14 protein-coding genes are annotated in these 13,936 nt (G+C 29.9%); 8 read left to right on the top strand and 6 right to left on the bottom strand.

Going from position 1 to position 13,936, the window contains the following annotated elements; genetic code table 11:
* Positions 1-7 precede the first annotated feature (7 nt).
* The 8 genes from hisH (at position 8) to ACH2BC_RS02920 (ending at position 7,683) form a co-directional block, all read left to right on the top strand.
* The gene (gene hisH, locus ACH2BC_RS02955) at positions 8-589 is read left to right on the top strand and encodes an imidazole glycerol phosphate synthase subunit HisH (RefSeq protein ID WP_395052495.1); all 582 of its coding nucleotides are present in this window, start codon (positions 8-10) and stop codon (positions 587-589) included.
* Between the two features lie 227 nt (positions 590-816).
* The gene (hisA, locus tag ACH2BC_RS02950; RefSeq protein WP_395052494.1) at positions 817-1,560 is read left to right on the top strand and encodes a 1-(5-phosphoribosyl)-5-[(5-phosphoribosylamino)methylideneamino]imidazole-4-carboxamide isomerase; all 744 of its coding nucleotides are present in this window, start codon (positions 817-819) and stop codon (positions 1,558-1,560) included.
* Positions 1,561-1,600: 40 nt separating this feature from the next.
* Positions 1,601-2,356 carry an imidazole glycerol phosphate synthase subunit HisF gene (gene hisF, locus ACH2BC_RS02945; protein WP_395052493.1) on the top strand — a complete coding sequence of 252 codons (756 nt, stop codon included), beginning with the start codon at positions 1,601-1,603 and terminating at the stop codon, positions 2,354-2,356.
* Positions 2,357-2,462: 106 nt separating this feature from the next.
* Positions 2,463-3,059: a bifunctional phosphoribosyl-AMP cyclohydrolase/phosphoribosyl-ATP diphosphatase HisIE gene (gene hisIE / locus ACH2BC_RS02940; protein ID WP_395052492.1), complete on the top strand. Its 597-nt coding sequence runs from the start codon at positions 2,463-2,465 to the stop codon at positions 3,057-3,059.
* 132 nt (positions 3,060-3,191) lie between these two features.
* Complete coding sequence (locus ACH2BC_RS02935; protein WP_395052491.1) at positions 3,192-4,331, top strand: alpha/beta hydrolase; 1,140 nt, start codon at positions 3,192-3,194, stop codon at positions 4,329-4,331.
* A 151-nt stretch (positions 4,332-4,482) separates the two neighbouring features.
* On the top strand, positions 4,483-5,895 hold the full coding sequence (locus tag ACH2BC_RS02930; protein ID WP_395052490.1) for a leucyl aminopeptidase family protein: 1,413 nt from the start codon (positions 4,483-4,485) through the stop codon (positions 5,893-5,895).
* 2 nt (positions 5,896-5,897) lie between these two features.
* Positions 5,898-7,109, top strand: coding sequence for an acetyl-CoA carboxylase biotin carboxylase subunit family protein (locus ACH2BC_RS02925; RefSeq protein ID WP_395052489.1), 1,212 nt, complete (start codon positions 5,898-5,900; stop codon positions 7,107-7,109).
* Between the two features lie 31 nt (positions 7,110-7,140).
* Positions 7,141-7,683 (top strand): hypothetical protein, encoded by a 543-nt coding sequence (locus ACH2BC_RS02920; protein ID WP_395052488.1) that lies wholly within the window; start codon positions 7,141-7,143, stop codon positions 7,681-7,683.
* Between the two features lie 264 nt (positions 7,684-7,947).
* Here ACH2BC_RS02920 and ACH2BC_RS02915 read toward each other — a convergent pair whose 3' ends face one another.
* The 6 genes from ACH2BC_RS02915 to ACH2BC_RS02890 form a co-directional block, all read right to left on the bottom strand.
* Positions 7,948-8,370, bottom strand: coding sequence for a hypothetical protein (locus tag ACH2BC_RS02915; RefSeq protein WP_395052487.1), 423 nt, complete (start codon positions 8,368-8,370; stop codon positions 7,948-7,950).
* Positions 8,371-8,463: 93 nt separating this feature from the next.
* Positions 8,464-9,654, bottom strand: coding sequence for a hypothetical protein (locus ACH2BC_RS02910; RefSeq protein ID WP_395052486.1), 1,191 nt, complete (start codon positions 9,652-9,654; stop codon positions 8,464-8,466).
* A gap of 83 nt (positions 9,655-9,737) precedes the next feature.
* The gene (locus tag ACH2BC_RS02905) at positions 9,738-10,568 is read right to left on the bottom strand and encodes a type 1 glutamine amidotransferase (protein ID WP_395052485.1); all 831 of its coding nucleotides are present in this window, start codon (positions 10,566-10,568) and stop codon (positions 9,738-9,740) included.
* Between the two features lie 420 nt (positions 10,569-10,988).
* A complete protein-coding gene (locus tag ACH2BC_RS02900) occupies positions 10,989-12,098 on the bottom strand; it encodes a carboxylate-amine ligase (RefSeq protein ID WP_395052484.1) in 1,110 nt (369 codons plus the stop codon).
* Positions 12,099-12,312: 214 nt separating this feature from the next.
* Positions 12,313-13,254 (bottom strand): RimK family alpha-L-glutamate ligase, encoded by a 942-nt coding sequence (locus ACH2BC_RS02895; protein WP_395052483.1) that lies wholly within the window; start codon positions 13,252-13,254, stop codon positions 12,313-12,315.
* Positions 13,255-13,317: 63 nt separating this feature from the next.
* Positions 13,318-13,936 (bottom strand): alpha/beta fold hydrolase (locus tag ACH2BC_RS02890; protein ID WP_395052482.1); only part of this gene is annotated, 619 nt, incomplete at its 5' end.

Below are 13,936 nucleotides of genomic sequence, written 5' to 3'. Positions count from 1 at the left end.
AGCATATATGAAAATCGCAATAATAAATTACGGCGCAGGAAACATTCAAAGCATACAATTTGCTTTACAAAGATTGGGTTATGAAGGAGTTTTAACCAACAATCCAATCGAAATTTTAACAGCAGATAAAGTAATTTTTCCTGGAGTTGGAGAAGCAAGTTCGGCAATGAAAAAACTTAGAGAAAGTGGTTTAGACCAATTAATTCCAACACTAAAACAGCCAGTTTTGGGTATTTGTTTGGGCATGCAACTACTATGTAAACATTCTGAAGAAGGCAACACAAAAGGATTAGGAATTTTTAATGTCGATGTAATAAAATTTTCTAACAATGTAAAAGTTCCACAAATGGGTTGGAATACTATAACTAATTTAAAATCAGAACTTTTCAGTGAAATCTCTGATGATGAACACATGTATTTAGTCCACAGTTTTTACGCACCAAAATGCCAAGAAACAATAGCATTTACCAATTATGAAGTTGAATATTCATCAGCATTACAAAAAAATAATTTTTACGGAGTACAATTTCACCCAGAAAAAAGTGGAAAAATAGGTGAACAAATTTTGAATAATTTTTTAAAAATATAGTTTTTAATTTGGGCGTTACTCGCTGAAAAAGCGAGTCGGGCTTTCGGCACTCGCTTTTTTAATTCCACTAACGTTCCATTAAAAAGAGCTCAAACAATGCCTTAATCCCTAACGCGGTATCAATATTAATTTCAAAAGTCAATTTCAAAAGCCAATATAAATTTCAAAATTTAAATGAACATTTTAGATCAAAAATCAAAAATCGTTAATCAAAAATCATCAATCCTATGAGAATAATTCCAGCAATAGATATAATAGATGGAAAATGTGTACGCCTTTCCAAAGGCGATTATGCTACCAAAATAATATATAATGAAAATCCGCTTGAAGTAGCTAAAGAATTCGAAGCACACGGAATTCAATACTTACATTTGGTAGATTTAGATGGAGCAAAATCAAGCAAAATTGTCAATCATAAAATTTTGGAACAAATCGCTTCAAAAACCAATCTCAAAATAGATTTTGGTGGTGGTTTAAAATCAAATTCCGATTTACAAATAGCTTTTGAAAGTGGCGCAAATCAAGTTACTGGAGGAAGTATTGCCATAAAAAACCCAGATTTGTTCCAAGAATGGATAACAAAATATGGTTCAGAAAAAATTATTCTCGGCGCAGATGCCAATAACGAAAAAGTTGCAATTTCTGGTTGGTTAGAAGAAAGTAACCAAGATTTAATTCCGTTTATTCAAAATTATCAAGAAAAAGGAATTCAATATATAATTTGTACAGACATAGTCAAAGACGGAATGTTAGAAGGACCAAGTTTTGATTTGTACAAAAAGATTTTGAAGCAATGTTCTGTCAAATCGAGCGCAGTCGAGATTAAACTTATAGCTTCAGGCGGAATTTCAACTTTTGATGAACTTCCAAAACTAGCAGCATTAGGTTGCGAAGGAACAATAATTGGAAAAGCAATTTATGAAAATCGAATTTCTTTAAAACAACTAGAAAATTATATTTTAATGTCCTAACAGGTTTTTAAAACCTGTTAGGTACGAAATTTAAACAATTATGTTAACAAAAAGAATCATTCCGTGCCTAGATATAAAAGATGGTAGAACTGTAAAAGGTGTCAACTTTCTAGAGTTAAAAGATGCAGGAAATCCAATAGAATTAGCCAAAAAATATTCAGAAAACGGTGCAGATGAACTAGTTTTTCTTGATATTTCTGCAACAGAAGAACGAAGAAAAACATTAGTAAATTTGGTTAGAAATGTTGCAGAAACAATTAATATTCCGTTTACAGTTGGTGGCGGAATTTCGTCCATTTCTGATGTTGAAATTTTACTTAAAAATGGCGCAGATAAAGTTTCTATAAATTCATCAGCAATTAGAAATCCACAATTAATAAACGATTTAGCAAAAGAATTTGGAAGTCAATGCATTGTTGTTGCAATAGACGCAAAGCAAGTTAACGAAATTTGGAAAGTGCATTTAGTTGGAGGAAAGCAAGCTACAGCATTGGATTTATTTGACTGGGCAAAAGAAGTTGAAACTCGTGGAGCAGGTGAAATTCTTTTCACTTCAATGAACAATGACGGAACCAAAAACGGATTTGCAAATGATGCTTTAGCACAACTTTCTAAAACTGTAAATATTCCAATAATTGCTTCTGGTGGCGCAGGAACAATGCAACATTTTGAAGATGCATTTACACTCGGAAATGCCGATGCAGCTTTGGCAGCAAGTGTTTTTCATTATAATGAAATTCAAATTCCAGAGTTAAAAAAATATTTAAAAAGTAAAAATATAGCAATTAGAATTTAGGAAATTTTATACCTGACAGTTTTTTAAAACTTATCAGGTGTATAACAAAAAAAATAAAAAATAATATAAAAAACTTAGCGCCTTAGCGACTTAGTGGCAAAAAAATATGAAACCAAATTTCAATAAAAATTCAGACAATTTGCTTCCAGCAATAATTCAAGACAGTGAAACTAAAAACGTTTTAATGCTTGGTTATATGAACGAAGAAGCATATTTAAAAACTTTAGAAACCAACAAAGTAACTTTTTTTAGTCGTTCCAAAAACAGATTGTGGACAAAAGGTGAAGAAAGCGGTAATTTTCTTGAACTTAAATCTATAAAATTAGATTGTGATTCGGATACTTTTTTAATCCAAGCAAAACCATTTGGACCAACTTGTCATAACGGAACTGACACTTGTTGGGCAGAAAATAATGATGAAAATTATGGTTTCTTATCTAAATTAGAAACTATAATTTCTGAAAGAAAAAACAACTTGTCTGATGAAAGTTATGTTGCTTCTTTGTTTAAAAAAGGAATTAATAAAATAATCCAAAAAGTTGGAGAAGAAGCTGTTGAAGTTGTAATTGAAGCTAAAGACAATGATGACAATTTATTTTTAAATGAAAGTGCCGATTTACTTTTTCACTATTTAATTTTACTTCAAGCCAAAGGTTTTCAGTTGAATGATGTTGTAGCTATTTTAAAATCGCGTAACAAATAATGACCTATTTTATAGATAATTTATTCAAATTGAATGACTAATAAATTATCAATTAAAATCGTCATTTCATTTGAATATAAAAAATCAAAAAACTATATTTACTTTTTACAATAGTGTTTAGATTTAATGAAAATGACTGAAGAAAATCCTATAAAAAATACTTCAACAAACAAGAAGATAGTTGAACCACAACTTAATATAATTCTCACAACTGACGAAGATGATGATCGTCCGGTTTTTATTTCTGGGAATTTTAATAATTGGATTACGCAAGACAAAGCATTTGAAATGGAAAAAATAGAAAATGGTTTGTATCATTTTAAATTTCCATACAATTATACTTTTCCAGAAGAATTATTATACAAATTTACTCGTGGTGATTGGAGTGAAGTAGAAATTGACAAGTACGGAAACCGAACAGAAAATAGAATTTCTAAACGTAAAAACGGAGTAAAAAAGGAACACGTTGCCAAATGGCGAAAAAACTGGTTGCCTTTTAAAAATAATTTTCTACCAAAAGTTAAGCTGATTTCAGAAGAATTTGAAATTCCACAGCTCAATAAAACCAGACGTGTTTGGGCTTTGTTACCTCACGATTATGATAATTCCAATTTAGATTATCCTGTTCTTTATCTTCAAGATGCGCAGAATTTATTCAATGAAAATGCGCAATATGGAAATTGGGAAATAGACAAAAAATTGGCTGTAATGGCAGAATATAATATTGGTAAAATAATAATCATTGCAGTTGAACATGCTGAAAAAGAGCGAATTAAAGAATATAATGTTGGAAACACAGTTCTTGGAAATGGTCAAGGAAAAAAGTACATTCGATTTCTTACTGATACTTTAAAACCTTTTATTGACGAAAATTTTAGAACCAAATCGGACAGAGAAAACACAGGAATTGGTGGTAGTTCAATGGGTGGATTGGTGAGTATTTTTTCTGGAATTATGTATCCAGAAGTTTTTGGAAAATTAATGATTTTCTCACCATCGCTTTGGGTTGTTCCAAAAATAAAATTATCTTTTCTAGATATGGATGAACCTCAAGATACAAGAGTTTATCTTTATGCTGGTGGAGATGAAAGCGAAACTATGATTGATCACGTTACAAATTTCAAAAATAGATTATTAAAAAAAGAAGGTTTTGCAGACAAAATGAAGATTCGTCTAAGTATTAATATGGTAGGAAAACACAATGAAAGGTATTGGAGTGACGAATTTCCGAAAGCGATTGAATGGTTGTATTTTAGTACCAAAGAAGAATAGTTTCTATATCAATAGCAATTCCAGAAAAATCTTAAATCAAAAATCGTTAATCAACAATCTTCAATCAAATAAAAGAATAAATTGCAATTTGGAAGATCATAACAATTATAAAAAATCAATTTAAAATAATATTTAAATAAATTATAAATATATGAATGTCAAATATATAAAATCAAATACTTCTTTTAAAGGTTTAGTGATAATTCCAGTTTATGAAACAGAAAATGAAACTTTATTTGAAGATATAAAAATATCTAAAAAGCTATTTTTTGGAAAAAAAGATACCAATTATATAGTTGAAAAAAATGATGTGAATTATTTATTTATTGGTTTAGGAAAATCACCTGATTATAAAACTATAAAAACAATTTTTAGACGAATTTCTGCCAAACAAAGTTCATATTTTGAAACTAATGCAACATTTGTTTTACCTATAGAATTTACAGATTTGAATGTAGAAGCAGCAATTTCAGGATTAGTTCTCGGCACTTATAATTTAGGTCATTACAAAAAAGAAAAAATATCGCATACAATTAATAATGAGATTTTTGTATTAGAAATTCTATCAGAAAATGATTTTAAAACGTCTGTTGAAAAAGGAATCAAAATTGCAAACGCACAGTTAGAAACCTTTAATTTAGTTGATTTGCCATCTAATAAAATTACACCAAAATATCTATCAAATTGGGCAGTTGAAGCTGGAAATAAATACGGATTTAAAACAGAAATTTTTGATAGAAAAAAGTGTGAAGATGTTGGATTGCATTCGTTTCTAGCTGTAGGTCAAGGAAGTGAGCGTGAACCACAATTTATAATTATGGATTACAATCCTTCAAATTCTAAAAAACATATTGGTTTAGTTGGCAAAGGAATTACATTTGATACTGGTGGATTGAACATAAAAGTGGCAGGAATGGTTCATATGAAATGTGATATGGCTGGCGCTGGAGCAGTTCTTGGCGCAATGCAATTAATTTCAGATTTAAAATTACCTTACAGAATTACAGCAATTGTTCCAGCTTGTGAGAATTCTGTGGATGCAAAATCGTTTTTGCCAAGCGATGTTATAAATAGTTACAGCGGAAGTACCATTGAAATCATTGATACTGATGCCGAAGGAAGATTAATTTTAGCTGATGGTTTATCCTATTTAATTAAAAATTATAAACCAGAAACAGTTATTGATATTGCAACTTTAACTGGAAGTTCTGTTGGAACATTTGGTTATGAATGTGGTGCTTTGTTTACTAATAATGAAGAACTTTCTAAAAAATTGCAACAATCTGGCGATGCAATTGGCGAACGTTTATGGCAATTACCACTTTGGGATTCCTATAAAAGTGATATTAATAGCGAAATTGCCGATGTTAAAAATTATTCAGGAAAACCTGTTGCTGGAGCAATTTCTGCAGCAAAATTTTTAGAACATTTTACAGATAAACACACTTCTTGGGCACATCTTGATGTTGCTGGAGTAGCTTTTGGCGATGATGAGTTTGCTAAAACCAAACATGCAACAGCATTTGGAGTTCATTTAATTACTAACTTTATTGAAAACTTATAACTATGGATACTAAAAATTTCATTTGTATTTCAAACTATTTTAAAGGAAATGATTTTCTAATAAATTTGAAAAAATTAGGAAATAGAGTGTACTTAATTACTTCTGAAAAACTGCGTGATAAACCTTGGGCAGTTGAATATATTGATGAAATATTTTTTATGCCAGGACAAGATATCGATTGGAATTTAGAAGATTTATTGGCTGGAGTATCTGATTTAATGCGTCATAAAAAAATTGATGCCATAGTTGCATTGGATGATTTTGATGTAGAAAAAGCAACCTATTTACGTGAAAATCTCAGGATTGACGGAATGGGACAAACTACCGGAAGATATTTTCGTGATAAATTGGCGATGCGAATGCGAGCTAAAAGTTGTGGTATTTCCAATCCTCAATTTTGTTCACTTTTTAATGATCACGATATTAATACTTTTGCTGATACTGTTGCTGCACCTTGGGTTTTAAAACCTCGTTCAGAAGCTTCTGCAAATGGAATAATTAAAGTTTTTGAAAAAGAATCGTTGTGGATTCATATTAACGAAATGGGAAACAACCGTTTTAAATATTTACTAGAACAATTTCGTCCAGGCGCAGTTTTTCATTGTGATAGTTTGATTTTTGAAGGTAAAATTTTATTTAGTTTAGTTTCTCAATATTTAGCAACACCAATGGAAATTTCTCAAGGTGGAGGAATTTTTAGAAGTGCAAATATTGCTTATAACTCTGATGATGATAAAGAAATAAAACGAGTAAATGAGCAAGTTATAAAAGGTTTTGGGTTAAAACACGGAGCATCGCACGCCGAATTTATAAAATGTGAAGAAGATGGAAAAATTTATTTTTTAGAAACTGCTTCAAGAGTTGGTGGTGCACACTTAGCCGAAATGGTTCATGCAGCATCAGATATAAATTTGTGGCAAGAATGGGCAATAATTGAAGATGCTTTGGCAAAAGAAAAAAGTTACAAATTACCAAAAATTAAAAAAGAGTTTGCCGGAATTGTACTTACATTATCTAAGTTTCAACATCCAGATTTATCTACGTTTAACGATGAAGAAATATGTTTTAGAGTTCCACTAGATTATCACGCTGGATTAATTGTAAAAAGCAATAAACACGCAAGAGTTAGAGCACTTTTAGACGTTTATGCTGAGCGATTAATTGCAGATTTTGCAACTTCTGCACAACAAGAAAAGCTTAAAAAGTTACATTAGAAATAATTTGTTTTAGATTATAAAATATTGAATGACAAATAGCTACAATAAATATAATTTCCATAATCATACTTTTTGTATTTGGAATGAAGTTGATTTTGTTGAAATTAAAGAGTTGAAAATCAATTATAAAAGTAAATCTGGTAGTAGTTATATTTTTACAGAAATTGGAGTTTATAGAATTTCAAATCATTGGGGAAGAGCTTCTAACTGCAGATGGCGATTGAACTCATCTACTAATTATAAGAATCAAAACACAAGTGTTGGTTTTGCAAAATGGATAGATTTTTTACCAAATGATGAAACCTCAAATTTATTTTTTATAAAAATAAATTTTGAAACTAAACAAGTAGATTTTTTTCATAAAAATTCATCAGAATATGATGGGAAAGCTATTTTAAGGAATGCAAATCAAACTTCTAAAGTGATTCAAAATATTAAAATTGTATTGAATGAAACTGCTTGGTCAAAACATTTACAGTTTAATGATTTGAATTTTTTAAGAAAAGAAATTTGTTTAGAATTGATTAATTCTGAAAAAAAATTAATAGAAATTAAAAGAACTTTTTTTTAGAGTTTTTGTCATTCCGTAGGAATCTAAATCAATATTTAAATTTTAGAGATTCCTACGGAATGAGAAGATTGAGGTGATATTCTTTTGGAATTCAAGATAAAGTGTAGACATTATCTTCTCTTGGCTTGACGTCAGTTGGGGATTTGATTAGCCAAATTTATAAATTAAAGACCAGACTTCCAAGTACAAAACCAACTTTAAAGTTTGCCTAAAACCCCAATTGCGCCAAACCGCTTTTAGCAGTAGTGCTTTTTTAAAATATCTTTAATAATCATCTGATATTTTTAATTCTAAATTCAAGTCTTTGACTGATTCAATAAAAAAAATAAAATCTAGTAGAAAGTCAAAATAGTCTTTTTCAGGTGAATTTTCTGTTTCAAATTTTATTTTTGGTAATTTTGCAAGTAACCAATCGATTTCCATTTCGTTGATTTTATCTGGAATATCATCCCAACGCCAACCCTTACATTCATTCCAATTTTTAACAAATAATGGTAAAGCAATATAATCTGAACTTTTATACAATTTGAGAAATAAATTATCAGAATAACCTTCCCACATAGTAAAACTATAGCTTCTAAATTCTGTTTGAAAAGATTCATTTTCTTTAGAATAAGCTGTAAACGTTAAACCTGTTTCACCAAGATATTTTGAATAATAATCAAAATTTTGAATATGTCTTTTCATTAGGTTATTGAATTTACCGATTCTGCGACCGCATTACTGCTAACTAACTAATAATAAGATAGTTTAAAACTTTTATATTCTTAAATTGTTTATTTATTCCTCAAACAACCCAACAGTTCCGCCAACCCAATCTCTATCTTTATTAAATTTTACACCAATCATTTCACCACGACTTAATCGCACTAAATTAGTAACTAGAGTAGGTGAGTCATCGTCTTTTTTCCAAACTGCAAGTACTCTAACTTCGGCTTTAACTTTTCCGTCTGGTGATTGAATTACAGGAAGATAATTTACTTTTTTCTGTAAAATATATAAATCTTTTTCTTTAACTGCTTCAATATCTTTTTGTTTAACGTGAAAAATTACGCCACTTCCAGAAAATGAAAATAAAGGTTTTAGAACATAATTTTCTAAATCGGACGGAATTTCTTTTAGTTCAGATAGCAAAGTAGTTTCTATAAAATACTTTCCTTGTAAGTAAGGCAAAATAAATTTACTAATTCTAAAAAACCAATTTGGATGTCCTGACCATTCTAAATCATAATTTTTTGAGAAATCAAAATTCAGTTGTAAATCGGTTCTTAGATCTAGTTCGTCAAATATTACACGATTATAAATTCTTTTTACAAGAGTTTCAACACCTTTATTGTTTTTATAAAAAAGCTGATTTCCTTTTTCATATATTTTTGTAACACAAACAATTGGAATACCAAAATCTCGATTACAGTAATAAAAATCTATTTTAGTATTTTGCTTTTCAGGTTCAATTTCTAGTAAAACAACATTTTCTTTTGGATGATTATTACAAATTGCTTCTTCAACAATTTTTAAATACTCAGTTTTAGAAATTCCGTTAAAAAAAGGTGTTAAATTAGAGAGAAAAGAGTAGTGGTTTTGAAATTTTTCAGCCAAATTATATTGAAAATTATACAGCGATGGAAATCCTTGTACTTCAATAAGTTTTGGAATTATTTGACCATTTTCTTCGCAAATTCCGAAGTCTATCGCTAAGAATGTAGTATGATTGTCTTCGTTAGGAACTTTTCTGTTTAGTTTTAATGCTTTGTCTGTTAACGAAATAAAGTTTTCAGATTTTATAAAGTCAATAACTTCATTACTAGCATCAACTAATTGTTGTTTTAAATCTTTAGGAATAAAAAAAGGCGTTTCACCAATTCTAAAAGTTACTTCATAATCAAAATCATCTGTAATGTCTTGAAGTAAATTTTCGTATTTATCAGTAGTGAAAGTGTCGTTAAAAAGTTGTCTGTATTTTAAATTCATTTGTGAATTTGTATAATGTAAATTGTAATTTGTATATTGATTTTTGTACTTTATACTTTTTTACAATATACATTTTACAAAAGTTAATTTGTCAAAGCTTTTTTATTTTTCATCAAATCATTAATAGCAATTCGAAGAAAATTAGGAATAATAGTTTCGTTAGTTTTATAAATTTTATCTTCATCAAGTAAATCTTCAAGCATATTTCTAAACTTGGTTCGGCCTTTCATTGCAATAATTTTGTCACGTTTTTCTTGATTTTTTAAATTCGCAATAAAACTCAATGCATCAGCTTCTGGATGAAATTGTAATCCAACAAAATACTCAGAAAATCTAACACCCATAATTGCTCGTTCGTAATCGCCACGATGATTTCTTATTTTTTCTAGTGAAATGATTTCGGCACCATTTTTCTTAAAAACACTCAGTTTTGGTTGAATTACTTGATAATCTCTGCTGTCAATTGCGTAAAACGGATTTTGCAAACCTTCAAAAACAGGATCGTTCATTCCATTTTCGGTTTTGTGCATTGTCATAACACCAAAAGAAGTCGATTTTCGTTTTGTAATTTGAGCTAAACCAAAGTGAATACAAGCCATTTGAAACGAATGACAAATAAAAAGAACGTGTTTTTTTACTTCTTTTTCTTTATTCCAATTCCATAATTGATCTACAAAATCATAATATTTTTTATCCCAAATTCCGTTTCCTTCTAACGGATTTCCTGGTCCACCAGTTGAAATGTAAATATCAAATTTCTCAATATTTGGAAATTCATTTTTTCCTCTAATATCAAATATTTGAAACGTAACTATTTGGTTAAATTTATTAATTATATCAATGATACAACGCATTCCTTGATTAGGTTCGCCATCATACATGTCTAAAACTGCTATTCTTATTTGATTATTCATAGTGCAAAGATAAACATTTTCAATTTCAAAAATCAATGTCAATTTCAATTTCAAAAGTCAATTTCAATTTCAAAAAACAATTTTAATTTCAATTTCAAAAGTCAATTTTAAAAACCAATTTTGATAATAAGAAACAATTTGAATGGAATTACATTTTGTCTTCCTGAGCGCAGTCGAAGGATTTGATCAACTTAAAAAATTCAATCTTAAAACAATTTTTATTTCAAAACCCATATTTATAGTAAGCAAAAGCATAGTAAATTTCAAAATCCTTCGACTGTACTTCGTCATCGCTCAGCATAAACTTCTCAGGAAGACAAAATTTCAAAAATTTCAAAAATCAATTTCAGTAAAAAAAATTCCAATCACAAACACAAAACTTTAAACCCGAAACATTAAACTCGAAACTCGAAACTTTTTTTAAAATCCTTTAGTAAACTCATTAGTAATAAAATCGACAACTTTACTTAAATCATTAGTTTCATTAAAAACCGCCAATTGCTTGTCAGCACCAGTTCCTTCTCTCATTATGGTATGAATGTAATTTATTTGTTCTCGGCTATCCAATTCATCAACAACATCATCAATAAATTCTAACAATTCATGAAGCAACATTTTAGTTTCAACCTCTTTTTGAAGTCCAAAATCTATCATATTTCCATCAATTCCATAACGCGCAGCTCTAAATTTATTTTCTTTAATCAATGCTAATCTGTAAATATTAAAACTGGTATTTTGTAATGTAAGTTTGTATAATTTTGCCACAATTGCTTGAATTATAGCTACAATACACATCGCTTCATCTACAGTAAGGCACATATCTGTAATTCGAAATTCTATAGTATCATAAAACGGATGCAAACGTAAATCCCACCAAATTTTCTTCGGATTGTCAATACAATTTGTTTTTACCAAAGTCTCTAAATAATTGTCATACGCTTGTACACTATCAAAATATTCTGGCAAACCAGTTCTCGGAAATTTATCAAACACTTTGGTTCTGAATGATTTATAACCTGTATTTCGTCCTTCCCAAAAAGGTGAATTGGTAGAAAGTGCAAAAATATGAGGTAAAAAATACGTTGCCTGATTCATCAATTGCAATCCAACTTCACGATTTTCAATACCAACGTGGCAATGCATACCAAAAATTAAATTAGATCGCGCAGCATCTTGTAACTCATTCACAATCGTATGATAACGCGGATCATCAGTAATTGGTTGGTCTTGCCAACGCGAAAACGGATGCGTTCCAGCGCCACCAACAACCAATTTTTGCTTGTCTGCCAATTCTACAATTTTACTACGTAAAAAAGTAATTTCTTCCTTTGCTTCTTTAACATTTTTACAAATATTGGTGCCAACTTCAACAACTGATTGATGCATTTCTGCCTTAACCTGCTCGTTCAAAATTATTTTTGCACCATCTACAATTTTAGACAAATGCGAACGTAAATCTCTAGTTTCTGGATCAATTATTTGATATTCTTCTTCAACACCAAGTGTGAAAACAGGTAATTTTTTACTCATAATTTATTTTTTTCTTGAAGCTATTTCCAGCTATTCATTACAATCTCTTCGCAAAAGCTACGAGGATTTCCATTGCTATCTGGGCTAGGGCAACTGTGCTTAATTAAAAGTTCAGTATTAAAAATTCAGTATTAAAAATTCAAATTTCCAAACATTAAAAAGAGTATCAAATCTTATTAATTTAAAACTGAACACTGAACACTGACCACTGAAACTATTTACAAGCATCCTTAATAAAACTTCCCCAAGTTAAATTCATTTTTCCAGGTTTTTGTTTTTTGGCTGCAGCGATTGCCATTTTGGCTGCGTGTTCTACAACCCATTCAAAATTTTCTGCACCAACAGAAGTCAATTCGGCATCTGGCGCAGGATTTCCAAAATCTATGGCATAAGGAATTCCGTCGCGTACAGCAAATTCTACCGTATTAAAATCATAACCCAAACCTTTACAAAGTCTTAAAGTATAGTCTTTTACAATTGCTAATAATTTTTTATCAGTTGCTGGACCATCAATTACATATCTTAAATGATGCGGATTTCTTGGTTCGTATTGCATAATATGAACGTCTTTTCCGCCAAGGCAATACACTCTAAAATATTCTGTAAAAACAATTTCTTCTTGCAACATCATAACTAATTGTCCTGTTTCTTGATGTTTTTCCCAAAATTCTTCTTTATTTTCTAGTCGGTAAACATTTTTCCATCCGCCACCAGCATAAGGTTTCATATAAGCAGGAAATCCTATATAATCAAAAATTCCATCCCAATCCATTGGAAATTTCAAATTTCTAAACGATTCAGAAGTTGTGTCCGTAGGATGTTCTGCCGAAGGAAGAATTACTGTATTTGGTAACGGAACGCCCAAAGTATCTGCAAGCGAATTATTAAAAAATTTATCATCTGCGCTCCACCAAAACGGATTGTTAATTACATTGGTTCCAGTTAACGCAGCATTTTTTAAATAAGCTCTGTAAAATGGAACATCTTGCGAAATTCTATCAATAATTACAGCATATTCGCCATCTTTATTCTGAACCACTTTGTCAATAGACACGGCTTCTGCAATAATTCCTTTTTCGTTTTTAGAGTTTACTCTGTCTATAAATGCTTGTGGAAATGTGTCTTCCATCCCGAATAAAATTCCAATTTTCTTCATTTTAATTTATTTTTTGTTTAAACTCTGTCAAATTTTTAAACTTTGAAAGCGTTACTATGATTATTAAAAAAACTTAATTCTCGATAAATAATGTGGAAACATTTCTCGCCATACTGGCCAATCGTGTTCTCTGTCTTGTCTAACATCAAACCAATGCGGAATATCTCGATCTTGTAAAACTTTATGTAATTTTAAATTGGCATCATAACAAACATCCCAATTGGAAGTTCCAAGTACAATATCCATATTCCAAATTTCATGATCGTTTAATCCATGAAGATAATCTTCTGGAGAGTTATAAAAAACATCGTCATCATGATGACCATCCATAAAACTTTTAATATTAAATGCACCACCTAAAGAAAACATGTGACTAACATAACCAGGATGACGAAAAGCAAAATTTGCTGCATGATAACCTCCAAAACTACAACCAGCAACAGCAACCTTGCCTGAGCCAGTATTGTTTTTTACGCGTTCTACAATTTCGTGACAAATAAATTTATCATACCAATTGTGATTTTGAATGCGATGAACAGGATGAATTTTTTTATTGTAAAAACTATCTTTATCTATACTATTAGGACAAAAAATTTGAATTAAACCTTGTTCAATATACCATCGTGCAGATTCAATTAAACCTTGATCTTTGTTTTCGTGATAACTTCCCATTGAAGTGGGA

Origin of the sequence: Flavobacterium sp. (genome assembly GCF_043760115.1) — a bacterium.
Taxonomy (GTDB): domain Bacteria; phylum Bacteroidota; class Bacteroidia; order Flavobacteriales; family Flavobacteriaceae; genus Flavobacterium.
This window is presented reverse-complemented; position numbering and strand designations above follow the sequence as displayed.